Origin of the sequence: Pelodictyon luteolum DSM 273 (assembly GCF_000012485.1) — a bacterium.
Taxonomy (GTDB): Bacteria; Bacteroidota; Chlorobiia; order Chlorobiales; family Chlorobiaceae; genus Chlorobium; species Chlorobium luteolum.
The window spans coordinates 2336532-2354645 of record NC_007512.1 but is presented as its reverse complement, the minus strand read 5'-3'; the positions used below and the strand labels follow the sequence as shown (position 1 = coordinate 2354645).

The following is an 18114-nucleotide window of genomic DNA, read 5'->3' as shown; positions in this document are numbered from 1 at the left end:
GTTAGCCCGTTCATTGTACAGGCAATATAATCATCTGGAACTGAAATAAGAGGCGCCTGTTATCCGTTCCCCCGTTTACTTTAAGGCCCTGCTGCGGGCGTTGCGGTATTTCCTGACATTCAGCGCATGGGCGCTGAGGGTGGCGGAAAAATAATGGCCGCCTCTGCCGGTTGCAACGAAGTAGAGGTAGTTGGTCCTTGCGGGGTTAAGGGCGGCCAGAATGGATGCGGCGCCGGGGCTGCATACCGGCCCAGGCGGGAGCCCCCTCCGCCGGTAGGTGTTGTAGGGGGAGTCGATTTCCAGATCCTTGTAGTAAAGGCGGCGGCCCTCTCCGCCGATGGCGAACTGTACGGTGGGGTCGGCCTGCAGGCGCATCCCTTTTTTCAGGCGGTTCAGGTAGACGCTTGCCACCAGGGGTTTTTCGCTGTCAAGGGGGGTTTCGGCCTCGACGATGGAAGCGAGCGTCAATAGAGCGGTTTGGCTGAGTCCCTGTTGGGCGGCAACCGCCGTGAGGCTGTCGGTGCAGAACGCCATGCATTGTTTGACAAGGAAACCTGCAGCCTCTTCAGGGCTGCTGGCCCATGCGAAGTTGTAGGTGCCGGGGAACAGGTAGCCTTCCGCGTTGCTCGCCTTGATGCCGTGTTTATCGAGGAGCCTGCGGTCGGAAGCGGCTGCTATGAACGCAGCCGAATCGATATCGAGGTGGCGGGAGATGATGCGCGCTGTTTTCTTCAGGTCAAGCCCTTCGGGAATGGTGACCCGCACCTCGTCCTGACTGCTGCCGTGCAGGTAGCCGAGCAGGCGGTAGCTCGACAGCCCCGGCGGAATGGTGTAGCGTCCGGGCTTGATGTTGTGCAGGCGGGGGATGATGCGACCTGTAAGGGTCACCGGCCAGCGGAGCCGGATGCTGCCCGCCCGGTGGAGGCTGTCGACGATGGCGGAGAAGGATGCGCCGCGGTGGACTGCTATGCGGGTAGTCTCGCCGGAGGTGTTCAGGCCGGGGACGATCGAAAAGGCCAGCGCCGCAAGGCCAATCAGTGTGGCGGCAAGAATGGCAGTCTTTCCGGAGCCTTTGGCCGGGAGCGTTTTTGGTGTCATCTGGGGTGGCCCGCTCAGTCTTTGTGTGTGTTTCCTGCCCTGTTTTTCCAGGCATGCTGGAAGAGGCGGGACTCTTCGAGGATGCAGCGGTAGATGTTTGCAAGGGTGCGTGATTTCTCCTCCGTACCGGCCCGTTCGAGCACGTTGTGGAGCACCTCTTTTTCGCGCTCGGGCTGCAGTACCTCTGCGCCCATCACGGACTTCAGTGCACTGATTTTTTCAGCGCAGTCCAGTCTCTCACCCAGGAGGGCTGTGAGTTCACAGTCAATCAAGTCTATTTTTTTCCGCCATTGGTCAAGTTCCTGCCACTCTGCTTCATGGCCGGAGGGGGTGTCGGTCGTCATAGGTGTTCAGTCGGTTAATGGTGAGCGTCTTCAGGGTCGGGGTCAGGCATCGTTCCCTCCGAACAGCCGCATCCACCCATCCACCTCCCTTTCAGGGAGGGGGTTTGCTGAAAACTTCCTCCGGTTCAAGCCGGATTCCCCCGAGGGCTTATCTCCTGTGCCTCCCGGCTGGAGCATCGATGCGAAGTCGGCGGAGCTCATGCACTCGGCTCCGAATGCCGCGGAGTACCTTCGGACCTCGTTGTCCGAACTTACAATAGTAAGGATTTTTGCCGACGTGTTCAACGATTTTGCGTATTCAATGATCCACCGGTCTGCACTTTTCCTGCGTGCGGTGTATACGATGTGTACCTCCCCCGTCTCATCGTGGTCCCGGTAGCGTCCATCCCCGTCGTAGACCACGGTGACGGGTGTTTTCCGAGTCCTGCGATACCCGGTGAGCAGCGACTCAAGGCGCCTTCGAAGCGGCTCGAAGGACGCGCCCGCTGCGGGGCGGAACAGGTGGTGGATGAGATTGTAGCCGTCCACGACGGTCTCTTTCTGTCGGTGTGACATATGTGGAGGTTCATGTATCCCATTATAATAAGGGAATATTTTTTTAGTGCATCCTTTTTTATACATTTGAGGTGGTGGAAAATGGTAAAAAATGGGAGGTTCTGGCCCAACCGTAGCATAGATAGGCGTCGCCATGGCAGGATTTATCGGAAAAGAGAAGCATGCGGTCGACGAAAAGGGACGGCTGATGATTCCTGCGAGGTTCCGCAGGAAGTTCCCCGAGACGTCCGGAAGCCTTGCCTCCAAAAAGGAGCCGGCTTCGCTCTATGTGATGAAGTCACCCGACAGTTCCCTGGAGCTCTATCTCCCCGACGTGTGGGAGGAGATGGCCAGGACCATTTCCGCGCTCTCGGATTTTCATCCGGATGAGCGCCTCCTTAAGACCCTTATGTATGAAAGCCTTGAGATGGTCGAACTCGACCGCCAGGGCCGCATTCCCCTTTCCAGGGAGTTCCTTGACCATGCGGGGATTACCCGGGATGTCGTCATCATAGGGGCCGATACCAAAATGATTGTATGGGAGCCCGGAAGGCTCTCCGAGGTGCTTGAGGGCAGCAGCGGGCGCTTTGCAGCGCTTGCGGGGCGGTATTTCTGATGCCCCGTTCCCCTGACAGCTATCATGACCCGGTGCTCCTGCATGAATGCGTCGATGCACTGGTCCGGGGCCCCGGCCTTTACGTGGACGGCACACTCGGCGGCGGCGGACATTCCATGGCCATCCTCCGGGCGCTGGAGAGCGGTGGCTGGCTTGAGGGTTCGCTTCTTGTCGGCATTGACCAGGATGATGAAGCCCTTCATGAGGCGGGCTCACGCCTTGCGGCCTATCCGGGGAGGGCAGTTGCCGTGAAGGGAAATTTCCAGGACATCGCCCGGCTGGCATCAAGGGAGGCCGTGCAGAAAGGGCTGGAGCCCCGGGCCAGAGCAATCCTGCTTGATCTCGGGGTTTCCTCCCGCCAGATCGACAGGGCGGAGCGGGGGTTCAGCTACATGCGGACAGGGCCGCTCGATATGCGCATGGACAGTTCTGCATCCACGACGGCGGCGGACATCCTCAATGATGCGGATGAGCGGGAACTGGCCGCAATTTTTTTCCGATACGGCGAGGAGCCGCGGAGCCGGGCGATAGCCCGGGCCGTCATTGCCGCCCGGATGAAGCATGGCCCCCTCTCCTCGACCGAGGATCTTGCGGACATCGTCAGGAGCGTCGTGCACGGCCGCCAGCCATCCATCAGGTCGCTGTCGCGGGTTTTCCAGGCGCTCAGGATAGCCGTCAACAGGGAGCTTGATGTCCTGCAGCGGGTTCTGGAGGACGGGGTGTCGGTGCTTGATGAGGGCGGTCGGATAGCCGTCATCAGCTATCACTCGCTCGAAGACCGGATGGTGAAGCAGTATTTCGCGGCACAGTCGAAATGTGACTGGGGGCCGAAAGGCGTCGGGCTTCGCGAGCCCCTCTCCAGAGGTACGCTGGTCCCGGTTACGCGCAAGGCGGTTGTCGCATCGGAAGATGAGGTCCGGGTCAATCCCCGGTCGAGGAGCGCAAAACTCAGAGTAGCAGAAAAAACAGGAGGAGTCCAGTGATCAGCGAGCGCTTGCTGCCTGCGTCATTCAGCAGGATCCAGACATTCTTTTTCAGGGGACCCAGCCAGTCGGGCACTGTCTCCGTCATCGTGCCCGCCAGTGAGGGCGTTGCGGCCGCCGTGGAAATGGATCCGCAGGCGGCATCACCCACCCCGGCCGATGCATTACCGGAAAGCGCCGCATCATTTGATTTCACGAGCCTTCTCCGGTTGCGCTCGTTCGTGTATCTGCTATTAGGAACGTTTTTTTTCCTCTTCCAGATCAACAGCACCATCGCCATCAAGAGTCTGGCGCTCCAGAACGAGCGGCTCCGGACCCATATCCAGCTGACATCAAGCGTGCTTGCCGCACAGGAACTGAAGATCAGGGAGCTGCAGAGCATACACAGCATCACAAAGGATGCCGCCGCGCTCGGGCTCACTCCCTCGGTGGAACCTCCTGTCGAAATCGAACCGTGAACGAGAGAACGTAAGGACGCGTGAACGATGAACGAAGTGCGCAAAGAGATGCATGAGAGCGAACGGGGGTTCGGCCGGAGGGTCGGCGTCCTCATGCTGCTCTTCGCCCTCTTCATGTCGGCCATCATCGTCATGCTCTTCAAGATCCAGATCATCAACGGTCAGGTCTACAAAATCAAGGCGGCGAAGCAGTATGAACGCGTGGTCACCAGCACTGCCCGAAGGGGAGACATCCTTGACCGCCACGGCAGGATGCTTGCCGAGAGCATCGAGTCGGTATCGTTCTACGCCGATCCGAAGGTGGTGCGCCGTACACCTCTTTTCGACAGCAAGGGACGTCCGGTCAACGACCGCCGGACCCGCCGCCAGAAGACCTTCGACAACTCCGGCGCCATCGCCACCCTGTTTGCCCGCCACCTCGGCGGCAGCCGCTCCACCTATCTCAAGGAGCTGAGGCGCAGGAGGGGCAACGCGGTGCTCGGACGGAAGGTGCCCATCGCCAAGGCGCTGCCTCTTCTGAAAGAGAAGATCCCGGGAGTGTGGAACGACCGTGAGCACCAGCGGTACTACCTGAACGTGGCAGCCCAGCTCATCGGCCTGACCGGCAGCGGCAACAAGGGGACCAGCGGCCTTGAACTCCAGCTCGACAGCGAACTGCATGGCACTGACGGCACCACCGTTTACCAGCGGACCGCGACGGGCAACCGCTACCCTGCCCCTGACGCCCGCCAGGAGGCGGCCGTTACCGGCAATACGGTCGAGCTTACCATCGACGCCGACATCCAGAGCATCGTTGAGGACGAACTGTCGGGCATCGTCGAGCGCTACAGCGCCTCGGCAGCTACCGGCATCGTCATGGACGTCAGGACCGGCGAGGTGCTTGCCATGGCCAACAACCCCACCTTCAACCTCAACAACCGCTCTACCTGGACGGCCGATAAAGCCCGGAACCGTTCGGTGACCGACAGCTTTGAGCCCGGCTCCACCTTCAAGATCGTCATGGCCACGGCGGCCACCGAGAAACTGGGTCGAAAGGCCGAAGACATGGTCTTCGCCCACAACGGGGTAATGCCGATATTCAACCTCAGGATCACGGACCACGAGCCGTACGGCAACATCACCTTCCGCGAGGCCGTCATGTACTCAAGCAACATTGTTGCGGCCAATACCGCAATGGATGTAGGTCGTGAGACCTTTTACGATTATGTGTGCCGGTTCGGGTTCGGCAAGAAAACCGGGATCGGCCTCATCGGTGAGCTTCCGGGTTCCGTGCGTCCTCTGGAAAAGTGGGACGGCACCACCCTCCCATGGATGGGCTACGGCTATCAGGTGATGACCACCCCCCTCCAGATCCTTCAGGCCTACGCTGCCCTGGCCAACGGGGGGAAGCGGATGCGCCCCTTCATCATTAGGCGGATTGCTGATGCCGACGGCCATACCGTGCGCAGCTTTGAGCCGGAAAGTGTCGGGAGGGTGATGTCTGAAAAGAGCGCTGCATACATAGGAACAGAGTATTTCAAGGCGGTCGTTGACAGCGGAACGGCGATGAGTGCCTCCCTCCAGGGCATCACTGTTGCGGGAAAAACAGGAACGGCCAGGCGGGCGAGCGGCGGCTCCTACCGCACTGCGGTCTATGTCTCCTCGTTTGTTGGATATTTCCCCGTTGAGGACCCGCGATATGCGATAATCGTGCTTGTTGAAGATCCTAAACCAGCGTATTATGCGTCCACTGTAGCCGCCCCTTCGTTCCGTTCAATCGCGTCGAGGATGATCGCCTGCTCAAGCGAAATGCAGGAGAACCTCTCCATCCGCTCGTTGGAACAGGCCGAGCTGAAGAGGACTTCCTCGGTGGCGGTACCGGAGCTCCGGGGCATGGGGCGTGAGGATGCCGAGCGTCTGCTTAAATGGCTCGGGCTTACAATGGAGTGCAGCGGTCCGCGGGACGGTCTTGTCTCAAGCCAGAGCTTGGCACCAGGAACAAAAGTAGAAGAGCGGAGAAAAATAAGGGTGACGCTCGCCCCCAGCAAGAGGAACAGGAACCCCTCATGAACCCAAACACCGCATTGGACGGTATGCAGCCGGTCGCTCTCCGGGAGATTCTCCGGGGGATGGGGGCGTATGAGGTCGCGGCAGGACAGACGGACGGGGTTATGGTCCGGATGCTCACCAATGACTCTCGGGTGGTCGAGCCGGGATCGCTGTTCGTTGCGGTCAGGGGATTTGCTGCAGACGGTCGAGGGTTCATCAAGGATGCCATCGCACGGGGCGCCTCGGCGGTGGTCTCGGAGGACTTCCCCATGGAGCTCGCTTTAAACGGCCCGCCCTGCATCCGGGTTCCGGACGCCCGCAGGGCTCTCAGCCTTGCTGCTGCGGCATATTACGGCCATCCGGCCGACCGGTTGAGGATTGTTGGGGTGACCGGTACGAACGGCAAGACGACAACGGCACGCCTCATCTCCTCCATCCTCTCCATGAACGGAATTTCCTGCGGCTACATCGGCACGGGCAAGGCTATCATCGGAGACCGGGAGATCCCGCTGGAGCGGACCACTCCCGAGGCCCACGGGCTGCACCGCCTGTTCCGGATGATGGTAGATGGTGGCTGCCGTGCAGTTTCGATGGAGGTCTCCTCGCATGCACTCGAACTCGGGCGGGTGCACGGCATCGCATTTCAGGCGGCGGTGTTCACCAACCTGACGCCTGACCACCTTGATTTCCATCCGTCGATGGAGTCTTATGCGGAAGCCAAGCGCAAGCTGTTCGACCAGCTTGCGCCGGGCGGTATCGGGATATTCAACACCGAAGACCCGATGGCTACGTTCATGGCGGCCAGGGTAGCAGAGGAGCAGCGAGCCTGTTGCTCACTTGACGCTGCTGGGTTCGGCGGCATGCGGTGCGGCCTTAACTATGGCGCTATGGTCCGCAGAGAGGGTGTGGGTTCCTCTGTGGTCGCGCTTTCGTTTCCCGAGGGCGTGCAGCCGGAAGAAGAGTTCCGCCTGCTGGGCCGGTTCAATGTGATGAATATGCTTGAGGCCGCCGCTGCAGCCCATCAGCTCGGGGTTCCCGCCCGGGACGTTGCCGCATCGCTTCCCGGGCTTCAGGGCGTTGAAGGGCGGATGGAACAGGTTGAGGGTCCAGGCTTCGAGGGGACGGCCATTGTCGATTACGCCCACACCCCCGATGCGCTCCATCAGTCGCTCGGCACCCTGCGGGAACTTCTTCCTCCGGATGGACGGCTTCTCGTCGTGTTCGGGTGCGGCGGCAACCGCGACCGGCAGAAGCGCCCGGAAATGGGGCGGATCGCCATAGAGATGGCCGACTTTTCGGTCATCACCTCCGACAACCCCCGAGACGAGGATCCTGAAGCGATCCTTGACGAGATCGAGGGGGGCATGGGCGGAGGAGAACATCTTCGCATCCCCGACAGGGCAGAGGCCATAAGGACGGCGGTCGGCATGCTTCGTTCCGGAGACATCCTCCTCGTCGCAGGCAAGGGGCACGAGTGTTATCAGGAGACCCATGGGCGGCGGGAGCATTTCTCAGACCGCGAGGTGCTGGCGGCAGGCATTGCACAGGAAAACGGCGAAAAGAACCCCGAACAGGAAGCGAGGGAATGAAAGGTGTATTGACATGGGAGGATTTCAGGAAGTGCGGAGAGCTGGTCCTGAACCCCGAAGCACATCCCCGCAGGGAGGTGCAGGATCCGGTTGCGGCCATTGATTCCAGGGCGATCGACGGGCCGGGGATCTTCATTGCCCTGAGAGGCGAGTCGACCGACGGGCACCGGTTTGTCCAGGATGTGTTCCGGCGCGGTGCCGACTTTGCGATGGTATCACGGGAGTGGCACAGCTTGGAGAAAGATCCGGTTCCTCCTCCCGGCAAAGCATACATCGTCGTGCAGGATACCGAAAAAGGCTTGCAGGAACTTGCATCAATCTACCGCGACACCTTTCCGATTCCGGTTGTCGGTATCGGCGGCAGCAACGGCAAGACCACGACGAAGGAGATGACTGCGGCGGTGCTCCGCACCGGATTCAAGGTTCATGTGAGCCGGGGCAACTTCAATAACCATCTCGGTGTTCCCATCACCCTTCTCGGCATGCGGCGCGACACCGAAATAGCCGTCGTCGAGATGGGCATCAACCATCCCGGCGAGATGGAACTGCTTACCGCCATAGCTCGGCCAACCGACGGTCTTCTGACGAACATCGGCCACGAGCATCTCGAGTTCCTCATCGACCTAGAGGGCGTCAGGCTGGCCGAACGCAAGCTGTTCGACTGGCTCGACCGTTGCAGGGGCACGATCTTCGTCAACGCCGACGACTCCCGCCTCGCAGATGCCGCCACCGATTCCGAACGCCACGTTCTCTACGGAACAGGAAGTCCGGAAGGCCGTATCTGCAGCGCAGAATCAGTTTCCGTCGGCCATGGCGGACGGGTATCGTTCACGCTCACTGCAGGTGCAGTGCGGGAGCAGGTCTTTCTGCAGTTCACCGGCCGGCATAACGTACAGAACGCAGTGGCTGCGGCGGCAGTCGGACTGCACTTCGGTCTCTCAACCGCTCAGGTGAAGGCGGGTCTCGAAGGCCTCCTTCCTGAATCAGGATGGAAACGGCTCGAGCTCTCGGAGGAGGGCGGAGTCACCATCATCAACGACACATACAACGCCAATCCGGATTCGATGCGCCTTGCGCTCGACACTTTGGCCGACATGCCATGCAGCGGGCGGAGGATTGCCGTCATCGGCGACATGCTCGAGCTCGGGGCGACTGCAGAAGATGAGCACAGGAGCATCGGACGCTATCTTGCCGGCCTTCCCATCGACATGTTCTTCACCTTCGGCGCACTTGCCGGCCTCGGCGGCCGTGAGCTGCCCGAACGGTGCCGGGGGCATTTTACCGGAAGGGATGAGCTGCTTCATGCCCTTCAGGAAGAAGTCAGGAGCGGTGACGCGGTGCTCTTCAAGGGATCTCGGGGCATGCACCTCGAGCAGACGGCCGGGGCTCTCATTCTTGAGCTGAAAAAGGGAACACAAACAAGCTGAACGGATACCTATGCTCTATTATCTTCTGCATTACTTCAACAGTACCTACAATCCGCCTGGACTCGGTGTCGTAGAGTACCTCACATTCAGGGCGAGTGCGGCGGCCATCACGTCCCTCCTCATCACCCTTCTGGCCGGCCCGGGGTTCATCCGCTACCTCCGTTCCCGCTTCATCGAGCCGGTCAAGGAGGAGGCCCCTGCCGAGCACCGGAAGAAAAAAGATCTCCCGACCATGGGCGGGCTGCTCATCATTTTCTCCATCGAGGTGTCGGTGCTGCTCTGGTCAAAATTCGACGATCCGCACGTCTGGCTGATCATGCTCGCCGTTCTCTGGATGGGCGTTGTCGGCTTCATCGACGACTACCGCAAGGTGGTGCTCAAGGTCAAAGGCGGACTCTCACCCCGCTGGAAGCTCGTCGCACAGGTTGCGCTCGGTCTTGTAGTCGGCATATATACCAGTCTTGACCCTGCGTTTTCGGTCCTTATGCGGGAGACCAGCGTGCCGTTCTTCAAGAACCTGACGATCGATTACGGCTACTTCTATATCCCGGTTGTCATTTTCATCATTACCGCGCTCTCCAACGCCGTCAACCTCACCGACGGCCTCGACGGGCTGGCATCGGGGAGTTCTGCCATCGTGGTCTTCGCCCTCGGCGGCTTCGCCTACCTTGCCGGCAACGCGGTCTATGCCACCTATCTCAGCATCCCGTTCATTCCCGGCGGCGGAGAGATCGCGGTGGTATGCATGGCCATCGTCATGGCTTCTGTCGGGTTCCTCTGGTTCAACTCCAACCCTGCGGAGATTTTCATGGGCGATACCGGATCGCTGGCGCTCGGCAGCGCCATCGCCGTCATCGCGCTGCTCATCAAGCAGGAGTTACTGCTTCCGGTGCTGGCTGGGGTATTCCTTCTTGAAACCCTGTCGGTGTCGGTGCAGGTGCTCTATTTCAAGTATACCCGGATGCGTTTCGGCCAGGGTCGCAGGATTTTCCTCATGGCTCCGCTCCACCACCATTTCCAGCTGAAGGGATGGGCGGAACAGAAGATCGTCATCCGATTCTGGATCATCACCATCCTCTTTTTTCTCACCAGCCTCATGACATTGAAACTCAGATGAAGAGAGCCGATCTTGCGGGCAGAAAGGTGTCGGTAATCGGCGCCGGACGGAGCGGGAACGCTGCCGTTGAACTGCTGCTTTGTCACGGCGCACGGGTGCTGCTCAGCGAAAAGGGCGCCCTGGACCCCGACACGGCCCTGCGTTTCCGTCAGAGAGGGGCGGAGGTTGAGTCGGAAGGCCATTCGGACAGGGTGTTCGACGCGGATTTCGCCGTCGTCAGCCCCGGTGTTCCTCCGGGGGTTCCTGTCATCAGGGAGCTCGAGCGGCGACAAATTCCAGTGCACAGCGAGATCGAATTGGCCTCATGGTTCTGCCGTGCCCGGATTGCGGGCATCACCGGCACGGACGGCAAGACGACGACGGCGACACTTGTACAGCGGATGGCGGAGGCCGTCGGTCGCCTCGGCGGGTACCGGGCTTACGGGGTCGGGAACATAGGGGTTCCATTCTCCTCCAAGGTTGAAGAGATGGAAGAGCGCGACATCGCCGTCGTCGAACTCAGCAGCTACCAGCTTGAGCGCTGCAGCTCGTTCAGGCCCGAGGCCGCCCTCATCACCAACATCACGCCCGACCACCTTGACCGTTACGGCGGCGACATCATGCGCTACGCCGATGCGAAATACCGCATTGCGATGAACCTCGGCTCCTCCGGGACCCTCGTATACAACGCGGATGATCCGATTCTTCGTGCCCGCTTCTCGGTGGGCGGCTTACAGTTTTCGACGGTCCCCTTCTCGACAGCGGGACCCGTCGGGGGAGATCCTTCCTCCGGCATCTACCTCGAGGACGGGTGGGTGCATGCTGGCCTGCGGCGGCTGATCCATACATCCGAATTCCAGAAAGGGAGCTTCCGCGGCAATCACAACAACAGCAATGTGCTCGGCGCGATTGGTCTTGCCAGGGCGCTTCGGCTTGACGAAAAAGCGGTGCTTCAGGCGCTCAGGGAGTTCCCCGGCGTCGAGCACCGCCAGGAATTCGTCGCCAGCAAACGGGGTTCGGACTGGATCAACGATTCAAAGGCTACCAACGTCAATGCCATGCGTCAGGCGCTCGAGGCGGTTCCCGGCCGCATCGTGCTGATTGCCGGAGGGCGCGACAAGGGGAACGACTATTCTGCGGTTGCTACCCTCGTACGCGAGAAGGCCGACCTCGTCGTCGCCATGGGCGAGTCGCGCCAAAAAGTCGCCGATGCCTTCCGCGCCGATGTTGCGGTCGTCGAGGCTGCCACGCTCGAGGACGCTGTCCGGCTTGCCGCCGGGGGTGCCGGGACGGGTCGGACGGTGCTCTTCTCTCCCGGCTGCGCGAGTTTCGACCTGTTCAGGGACTTTGAAGACCGCGGGCGCAGCTTCAAGGCCGAAGTAGGAAGGCTTGAGGCATGACGGAGAGCATCTACATGCCTTCGTCACGCGGCGAAGCCGTTGCCGGCAAGCTCTTGCTGTTCATCGTTGCGGTGCTGATGTGCATCGGAGTGGTGGTTGTCTACAGCAGTGGTGCCGGATGGGCTGAAACCAAGTTCTCCAACAGCGAGTATTTCCTATGGCGTCACGTCATCTTCACCCTCGCCGGAGTCGCAGTCGTTCTCGTCGTCGGTCATTTCGACTACCACTTTTTCTCGAAAATCAGCCGCCTTCTCTATCTGGTGAGCCTGGCCCTCCTGACGGCGCTCCTGCTCCTGAAGGTGGTCGGCGTGATACACGGTGCGGCACGCTGGATCGGTGTCGGGTCTGTGAAATTCCAGGTTTCCGACCTTGCCAAATATGCCATCATCTTCCGATTCGCCCGTTTCATCAGCGACAAGGAGGGTGACGTGCGCGACCTCGACACCGGCTACTACCCCATGCTTGCGCTGCTGCTGGCCGTTTCGGTGCTCGTGGCGCTTGAGCCGAACTTCAGCACGGCCTCGCTCATCACCATCCTCGGCTTCATCCTCATGTTTGCCGGTGGTGTGAATCTCCGCTACCTGATGGCGACCGGCGCGCTGGTCATTCCGATTGCCATCGCTTACGCACTTGCCGCTCCGTACCGGATCGCGCGGCTGGTCTCATTCTTCAGTGACAGCCCGAAGGGGCTCAGCTACCAGGTGGTGCAGGCGCTCATCGGGCTCGGCAACGGGGGCCTCCTCGGACTCGGCATCGGGGCCAGCAAACAGCGGGAACTCTATCTTCCGCTATCCTACAACGATTTTGTGTTCGTCGTCATCGGTGAAGAGTACGGTTTTATCGGAGCCGTGTCGGTCGTACTGCTTTTTGCGGGCTTTTTCATCTGCGGCCTGATCATCGCCAAGCACGCCCCGGACCTCTTCGGGAGGTTTGTCGCACTCGGCATCACCGTTGCCATCACTCTTTTCGCCTTCATCAATATTGCCGTGGCCTGCCACCTCATCCCGACGACCGGCGTGGCGCTGCCGTTCATCAGCTACGGAGGCACAGCCCTTCTTTTCAACTCGCTCGGCGTGGGTATCCTGCTCAGCATTTCCCGGCACCGGAAACGGATGCATGACATGGTGGCGGAAACAGCACCCGAACGTTCTCCTGAATCCGGAACCGAACCATTGGAATGGAGTCACCCATGAACATACTGTTTGCTGGAGGGGGTACCGGAGGGCACCTCTATCCGGCCGTCGCCATGGCCGCCATGCTGAAGGAGATGGTGCCCGGTGTTGAACTCTCCTTTGCCGGGACCGCCTCGGGGATTGAGGCCGGGGAGGTTCCGCGGCTCGGCTACCGCCTGCATCTTATTCCTGTTCGAGGGCTGAAGCGCGGCCGTTCGCTGTCGGCACTGCTCTCCAACATCGGGGTGCTCACCGATTTTGCGGCCTCGCTTTTCAGGGCTGCGGCCCTGATCCGGAGGGAGCGGCCCGACGTGGTGGTCGGCACGGGAGGCTTTGTCAGCGCACCGGTGCTGCTTGCCGCCCAGCTGCTCGGCAGGAAAACGCTGATCCAGGAACAGAACGCGTTTCCCGGCCTTACCACCCGACTGCTTTCGATCCTTGCCCGCGAGGTGCATGTCGCCTTCAGGGAGGCGACCGGGTACCTCATGAAAAAACGGGGGGTGTTCCTGACCGGAAACCCTGCCCGTAGTTTCCCTCAGAGAGACAGCAGTATCGGCAGGGAGGCATTCGGGTTCGACCCCCTTCTTCCCACGCTTCTCGTCTTCGGCGGAAGCCGCGGGGCCCGAGCAATCAACAATGCCGTGCTTCGGCATCTGGGGCGGCTGACGGCAGGCTCAAACCTCATCTGGCAGACCGGAGCGCTGGACTTCGGGCGGATCGAAAAAGAGGTGAGCCCCGGTCGGAACCTTTGGATCGGCGCCTACATCGAGGATATGGGGAGCGCATATGCCGCGGCGGACCTCGTGCTCTGCCGTGCAGGGGCCTCAAGCATCGCTGAACTGACGAATCTCAGGAAACCCTCGGTGCTGGTGCCTTATCCCCATGCGACGGGGGACCACCAGCGCCATAACGCCAGGGCGCTCTCCGGCCCGGGGGCGGCTCTTATGATAGAGGACCGCGAGCTTGAGAACCCGGAGGCCATTGAGGGTGTCATCGCCCTGCTCCACGACCGGGAACGCCTCCAGATGATGGGCGCCGAGGCCGGGCGGCTGTCGGCGCCTGAAGCAGCCCGGATCCTTGCCGGCCGGATCATCGACCTTGCTGAAGAACATTAACCGGACAATTAACCGGACACACACCAAAGGGACCGCAATACTATGGAACTTGGAAAGACGAAACGCGTGCATATCGTGGGGATCGGAGGGGCAGGCATGAGCGCGATTGCAGAGCTCCTCCTGAAATCGGGCTTTGCCGTCAGCGGCTCCGACCTGTCGACGGGGGAGGTAACCGACAAGCTGCAACAGCACGGGGCCGTCATCTACCGGGGCCACGAGGCCGGGCAGGTCGCGGACTGCGACGTAGTGGTATACTCGTCGGCGGTACGTCCCGATGCAAACGTCGAGATCTCGGAAGCTCTGAAGTCAGGCATTCCCGTTGTCAAGCGCGACGAGATGCTCGGCGAGCTGATGCGCTACAAGTCGGGCATCTGCGTGGCAGGCACCCATGGAAAGACCACGACGACGGCGATGATTGCCACCATGCTGATCGAGTCGGGCGAATCGCCGACGGTGATGATCGGCGGGGTATCCGACTACCTGAAAGGCAGCACTGTTGTCGGCGAGGGCCGCTACATGGTGATCGAGGCCGACGAGTTCGATCGGGCGTTTCTGAGACTGACCCCCACCATAGCAGTGCTCAACAGTCTGGAGTCGGAGCATATGGACACCTACGGCACACTCGACGAGCTGAAGCGCTCTTTCATCGAGTTCGCCAACAAGGTCCCTTTTTATGGCAGGGTGATCTGCTCGGTCGACTGGCCGGAGATCCGCAGGATCATCGGTTCCCTGAACCGCCGCCTCACCACCGTCGGCATCGAGGAGCCTGCCGACGTGACAGCCGGTGACATCGTGATGGATCATGGCCGCGCCACCTTTACCATCACCGCCTTCGGAACCGACTATCCCGGAGTCTGCCTCAACGTGCCCGGACGGCATAACATACTCAACGCTCTTTCGGCTTTTGCCACAGGGCTCGAGCTCGGCATCGAGCCTGAGCGGCTGATTGCGGGGCTCGGCCGGTACAGCGGCATGCGCCGGCGTTTTCAGGTGAAGTTCCGTGACAGCCGCGGGCTCATGGTCATCGATGATTACGCACACCATCCTTCGGAGGTGAAAGCTACCGTGAAGGCCGCCCGGAGCGGCTGGCCCGATGCCCGGGTCATCGCCGTATTCCAGCCGCACCTGTTTTCAAGGACCCTGGAGTTCGCCGACGAATACGGCTGGGCTCTCTCACGGGCGGACGGCGTGTACGTTGCGGCTGTCTACCCCTCCCGCGAGAAGCAGGAGGATTTTCCGGGTGTGGACGGTGCACTGGTGGCAGAGGCGGTCCGGAGGGCCGGCGGACGTCAGGTTGCGTTTGTTCCTGACCGGGACGAGCTGCTTGCTGCCGTTCTCAACGAAGGGGCCGAGCCGGCTCCGGGCGGGACGATTCTCCTGTTCATGGGCGCCGGAGATATTACAGTTCTTGCAACGGAGGTCGCAGGCCGGGTTTCCGGCGGGGAGGGCCATGCTCGCGCTTAAGGAACTCAGGCAGCATGTCCGGGGCGACCTGCATATCGGCGAGCCTCTGGCCGACCATACGGTGGCCCGCAGGGGAGGACCGGCGGATGTTCTCGTCATTCCCGAACGGAAGGATGACTTTTGCCGGAGCATTCTTTATTTTCAGAAGAGCGATCAGCCGTTCAGGGTTGTGGGTACCGGCTCACGCCTGAATGACGGCGGAGCAGGGTTCCGCGGAGCGGTCATCCTTTCGCACCGTGCGCTGCAGGGTGTGAGCGTGACGGCAGGACGCGTCATTGCCGGGGCGGGAACCCTCCTCAGTGACCTCCCTTTGGATATAGCCCTTCCCGAAGCCTCGACCGAGAGGCATGCCGAGGGGAGTGTCGGTGGGGCACTGTCCATGCGGTGCTGCTCATTCTGCTCGGAGCTGTACGGACAGGTCGAGTGGCTGGAGCTGTTCCGCAACGGCGAGGCGCGCCGGGTGAAGCCCGACGGCTTTGGCGAGGGTGAAGTGATTCTATCCGTCGCGTTCCGTCTGGGGCGCAAATTGTGAAGATTTATTTTGTTCGACCGTTGTAATAATACCGAAACTGTTGTTTCTTATGACTGATTCCGAGGAGAGCAGCGCTTCCCGGCCCCTGGAACGGCCGGATAGGGCTCCCAGATCGGGTGGCGGCGGAAAAGCCTTTATCCTGGCGTTTCTGCCGGTGCTCCTCCTGCTCGGATGGCTCTGGAAAAGCGCTTTATCGTGGAAAGAAGATGTACGGGTCCGCAGCATCGTGGTCGAGGGGGCCGAGATCGTTGCCCCTTACGATGTGGAGTCCGCCCTTGCGAGCCATCTCGGCCGTCCGATGGACGGTGTCGACACGGTGGCGGCTGCTGAAAGGGTCAACGCAATTGCGTGGGTGAAGGATGCCGCGGTCAATCGGGAGCTGAACGGGATCCTGCGCGTTACCTTGCGGGAGCGCAGGCCGATGGCGCTGAGCATTGTTGACGGAGTGCCCTCAGCCATCGACAGGGACGGGGTGCTGATGCCGCGAACGATGCTTCGGGGGGCACGGTTCCGGGAACTTCTCACGGTGTCGGGCATCGGACGGACCCGGCCCCTGAGATATGGGTTCCGGCAGATCGAGGGTCACGAATGCAGGGTGGTCCGGAAGTTCGTGGACGCACTTGCCGATGCTCCTTATGCGGGGCTTCTCGTCCGAAGCCTGCATGTTGACGGCGAAGGATTGACGTATTTTACGGTTGCCGGAGATCCCGCCCGCTTTATTATAGGCAATGACGGGGACTTCAAGGAAAAGTTGGAAAAATTCGAGATATTCTGGCGAAAGGTAGTTTCGAAGAAAGGTTTCGGAACTTACGAGACGGTGGATTTGCGGTTCCGCGACCGGATTTTCACCACCGATGCCCCGGCCCGGGAGGCCCCACCGGAAGCGCCCCAGTAGAACATCATGCACGGAAAAGACACAATGCCCAAAAGCGATATTGCCGTTGGTCTCGACATAGGGACAACCAAAGTGTGTGTCGTTGTCGCCGAAAAGGACGCGAGGGGGAAACTCAACCTCCTCGGCCGTGGCCTTGCGGCATCTGAGGGTCTGCAGCGGGCGACCGTCGTCAATATCAACAAGACGGTCGAGGCCATCCGGCTTGCCGTCGCCGACGCCGAGAGGGAGTCTTCCATCCGGATCGGCAGAGTGAACGTAGGGATATCAGGTACCCATGTGCACTGCATTCCGAGCACCTCCGAGATCAGCATCAACCAGACCGGCGTGGTTACCGAGTCGGACGTGCGACGTTTTCTTGAGAAGGCCCGTTCGAACATCCGTTATCTGGACATCGAGAACGAAATAATCCACGTCATTCCGCAGACATTCACCGTCGACGACCAGGAAGGCCTCCCCGATCCCATCGGAATGGCCGGCACCACCATGAAAGGCAGCGCCTGCATCGTGGTCGGCCAGAAAACGAAGATCCGCAACATCCGCCAGTGCGTTGAGAAAGCAGGGCTTGAGGTCGGTGCCATCACTTTCGAGCCCATCGCTTCAGGGCTTGCCGTCCTCAGGGAGAGCGAGCGCAAAAGCGGTGTGGCCGTCATTGATATCGGCGGAGGCACGACCGAGGTCGCCGTCTATCTCGACGGGGCGATACATTATTCGGACGTCATCAAGGTGGCCGGAAACGACGTCACCGGCGACATCGCCTACGGGGTGAAGACCCTTCACGGCATTGCCGAGGAGCTGAAAATAGCCTACGGTTGCGCCTACGGGCCCGAAAGCGGCCAGGACGAGGAACTTGTCGTTGAGGGCATCGAGGGACGCCCGTCGAAATACTTCCCCAGAAGCTCCCTCACCCTCATCATCGAGGCCCGCATGACGGAGATTTTCGAGATGGTCCGCGACTCCCTCAACCAATCGGGCTTCTACGATGCCCTCCACGCAGGCGCGATCATCACTGGTGGAGGTTCACTGCTCCGCGCTACGGAGCCCCTGGCTTCGCGCATCCTCGGGCTTGATGTCCGCACTGGTTGCCCCGAAGGGGTGTCCGGCGGCATCCGCGGTGCTGTCGAGAGCCCCATTTACGCAACCGTCACGGGGCTTGTCGGCCACGCCTTCGAGCATGCGCTGACGGTCGAGCCGGTAACGCCGGGGCCATCTGAGCCGAAACCGGTGGTAGGACAGGGGGCGCAACCCCAGCCGAAGCCGGAGCCCGAGGAGTCTCATGAAGGCTTCTGGCAGAAAATCCTCAACCGCTTCAAGAAATTCTGGGAGCAGCTGTGAGGCGGACTGCGGAACAAGAAATGGGAGGGCG

At 60.8% G+C, this 18114-nt stretch carries 17 protein-coding genes; 14 read left to right on the top strand and 3 right to left on the bottom strand.

All coding sequences use genetic code 11. The features are described 5' to 3' along the window. Positions 1-75 precede the first annotated feature (75 nt). Genes mltG through PLUT_RS10950 form a run of 3 tightly spaced genes read right to left on the bottom strand, consistent with a single transcriptional unit; the run spans position 76 to position 1997 of the window. Complete coding sequence (gene mltG, locus PLUT_RS10960; RefSeq protein ID WP_011358834.1) at positions 76-1098, bottom strand: endolytic transglycosylase MltG; 1023 nt, start codon at positions 1096-1098, stop codon at positions 76-78. Positions 1099-1112: 14 nt separating this feature from the next. Beyond that, positions 1113-1442: a chorismate mutase gene (locus PLUT_RS10955; protein WP_011358833.1), complete on the bottom strand. Its 330-nt coding sequence runs from the start codon at positions 1440-1442 to the stop codon at positions 1113-1115. Between the two features lie 42 nt (positions 1443-1484). Continuing rightward, entirely contained in the window at positions 1485-1997 is a 513-nt protein-coding gene (locus PLUT_RS10950) for an NYN domain-containing protein (RefSeq protein WP_011358832.1), read from the bottom strand. A gap of 133 nt (positions 1998-2130) precedes the next feature. Here PLUT_RS10950 and mraZ point away from each other — a divergent pair, with 133 nt between their 5' ends. The 14 genes from mraZ to ftsA are packed head-to-tail and all read left to right on the top strand — an operon-like array spanning position 2131 to position 18083. After that, entirely contained in the window at positions 2131-2592 is a 462-nt protein-coding gene (mraZ, locus tag PLUT_RS10945; RefSeq protein ID WP_011358831.1) for a division/cell wall cluster transcriptional repressor MraZ, read from the top strand. Then, on the top strand, positions 2592-3575 hold the full coding sequence (gene rsmH, locus PLUT_RS10940; protein WP_011358830.1) for a 16S rRNA (cytosine(1402)-N(4))-methyltransferase RsmH: 984 nt from the start codon (positions 2592-2594) through the stop codon (positions 3573-3575). Before mraZ ends, rsmH begins: the two co-directional genes overlap by 1 nt. Next, the gene (locus tag PLUT_RS10935) at positions 3572-4033 is read left to right on the top strand and encodes a hypothetical protein (RefSeq protein WP_011358829.1); all 462 of its coding nucleotides are present in this window, start codon (positions 3572-3574) and stop codon (positions 4031-4033) included. The genes rsmH and PLUT_RS10935 overlap by 4 nt, the downstream gene beginning before the upstream one ends. A 27-nt stretch (positions 4034-4060) precedes the next feature. Then, complete coding sequence (locus tag PLUT_RS10930) at positions 4061-6082, top strand: penicillin-binding protein (protein ID WP_011358828.1); 2022 nt, start codon at positions 4061-4063, stop codon at positions 6080-6082. Next, entirely contained in the window at positions 6079-7650 is a 1572-nt protein-coding gene (locus PLUT_RS10925) for a UDP-N-acetylmuramoyl-L-alanyl-D-glutamate--2,6-diaminopimelate ligase (RefSeq protein WP_011358827.1), read from the top strand. The genes PLUT_RS10930 and PLUT_RS10925 overlap by 4 nt, the downstream gene beginning before the upstream one ends. After that, entirely contained in the window at positions 7647-9077 is a 1431-nt protein-coding gene (locus PLUT_RS10920) for a UDP-N-acetylmuramoyl-tripeptide--D-alanyl-D-alanine ligase (protein ID WP_011358826.1), read from the top strand. The genes PLUT_RS10925 and PLUT_RS10920 overlap by 4 nt, the downstream gene beginning before the upstream one ends. Positions 9078-9087: 10 nt before the next feature. Continuing rightward, positions 9088-10194 (top strand): phospho-N-acetylmuramoyl-pentapeptide-transferase, encoded by a 1107-nt coding sequence (gene mraY / locus PLUT_RS10915; RefSeq protein ID WP_011358825.1) that lies wholly within the window; start codon positions 9088-9090, stop codon positions 10192-10194. After that, on the top strand, positions 10191-11573 hold the full coding sequence (murD, locus tag PLUT_RS10910) for a UDP-N-acetylmuramoyl-L-alanine--D-glutamate ligase (RefSeq protein WP_011358824.1): 1383 nt from the start codon (positions 10191-10193) through the stop codon (positions 11571-11573). The genes mraY and murD overlap by 4 nt, the downstream gene beginning before the upstream one ends. Continuing rightward, complete coding sequence (locus PLUT_RS10905) at positions 11570-12766, top strand: FtsW/RodA/SpoVE family cell cycle protein (protein ID WP_011358823.1); 1197 nt, start codon at positions 11570-11572, stop codon at positions 12764-12766. The genes murD and PLUT_RS10905 overlap by 4 nt, the downstream gene beginning before the upstream one ends. Next, a complete protein-coding gene (gene murG, locus PLUT_RS10900; protein WP_011358822.1) occupies positions 12763-13860 on the top strand; it encodes an undecaprenyldiphospho-muramoylpentapeptide beta-N-acetylglucosaminyltransferase in 1098 nt (365 codons plus the stop codon). The genes PLUT_RS10905 and murG overlap by 4 nt, the downstream gene beginning before the upstream one ends. A gap of 42 nt (positions 13861-13902) precedes the next feature. Then, positions 13903-15324: a UDP-N-acetylmuramate--L-alanine ligase gene (gene murC / locus PLUT_RS10895; protein WP_011358821.1), complete on the top strand. Its 1422-nt coding sequence runs from the start codon at positions 13903-13905 to the stop codon at positions 15322-15324. Continuing rightward, positions 15311-15856, top strand: coding sequence for an FAD-binding protein (locus PLUT_RS10890; RefSeq protein WP_011358820.1), 546 nt, complete (start codon positions 15311-15313; stop codon positions 15854-15856). Before murC ends, PLUT_RS10890 begins: the two co-directional genes overlap by 14 nt. Positions 15857-15905: 49 nt before the next feature. Continuing rightward, on the top strand, positions 15906-16751 hold the full coding sequence (locus PLUT_RS10885; RefSeq protein WP_011358819.1) for a cell division protein FtsQ/DivIB: 846 nt from the start codon (positions 15906-15908) through the stop codon (positions 16749-16751). 24 nt (positions 16752-16775) lie between these two features. After that, positions 16776-18083 carry a cell division protein FtsA gene (gene ftsA, locus PLUT_RS10880; protein WP_041464232.1) on the top strand — a complete coding sequence of 436 codons (1308 nt, stop codon included), beginning with the start codon at positions 16776-16778 and terminating at the stop codon, positions 18081-18083. Positions 18084-18114: the final 31 nt, after the last annotated feature.

Bases quoted from the DNA above. Each gene is read 5' to 3' on its own strand.
- mltG (WP_011358834.1), bottom strand. From the start codon at position 1,098: ATGACACCAAAAACGCTCCCGGCCAAAGGCTCCGGAAAGACTGCCATT.
- PLUT_RS10955 (WP_011358833.1), bottom strand. From the start codon at position 1,442: ATGACGACCGACACCCCCTCCGGCCATGAAGCAGAGTGGCAGGAACTT.
- PLUT_RS10950 (WP_011358832.1), bottom strand. From the start codon at position 1,997: ATGTCACACCGACAGAAAGAGACCGTCGTGGACGGCTACAATCTCATC.
- mraZ (WP_011358831.1), top strand. From the start codon at position 2,131: ATGGCAGGATTTATCGGAAAAGAGAAGCATGCGGTCGACGAAAAGGGA.
- rsmH (WP_011358830.1), top strand. From the start codon at position 2,592: ATGCCCCGTTCCCCTGACAGCTATCATGACCCGGTGCTCCTGCATGAA.
- PLUT_RS10930 (WP_011358828.1), top strand. From the start codon at position 4,061: ATGAACGAAGTGCGCAAAGAGATGCATGAGAGCGAACGGGGGTTCGGC.
- PLUT_RS10925 (WP_011358827.1), top strand. From the start codon at position 6,079: ATGAACCCAAACACCGCATTGGACGGTATGCAGCCGGTCGCTCTCCGG.
- PLUT_RS10920 (WP_011358826.1), top strand. From the start codon at position 7,647: ATGAAAGGTGTATTGACATGGGAGGATTTCAGGAAGTGCGGAGAGCTG.
- mraY (WP_011358825.1), top strand. From the start codon at position 9,088: ATGCTCTATTATCTTCTGCATTACTTCAACAGTACCTACAATCCGCCT.
- murD (WP_011358824.1), top strand. From the start codon at position 10,191: ATGAAGAGAGCCGATCTTGCGGGCAGAAAGGTGTCGGTAATCGGCGCC.
- PLUT_RS10905 (WP_011358823.1), top strand. From the start codon at position 11,570: ATGACGGAGAGCATCTACATGCCTTCGTCACGCGGCGAAGCCGTTGCC.
- murG (WP_011358822.1), top strand. From the start codon at position 12,763: ATGAACATACTGTTTGCTGGAGGGGGTACCGGAGGGCACCTCTATCCG.
- murC (WP_011358821.1), top strand. From the start codon at position 13,903: ATGGAACTTGGAAAGACGAAACGCGTGCATATCGTGGGGATCGGAGGG.
- PLUT_RS10890 (WP_011358820.1), top strand. From the start codon at position 15,311: ATGCTCGCGCTTAAGGAACTCAGGCAGCATGTCCGGGGCGACCTGCAT.
- PLUT_RS10885 (WP_011358819.1), top strand. From the start codon at position 15,906: ATGACTGATTCCGAGGAGAGCAGCGCTTCCCGGCCCCTGGAACGGCCG.
- ftsA (WP_041464232.1), top strand. From the start codon at position 16,776: ATGCCCAAAAGCGATATTGCCGTTGGTCTCGACATAGGGACAACCAAA.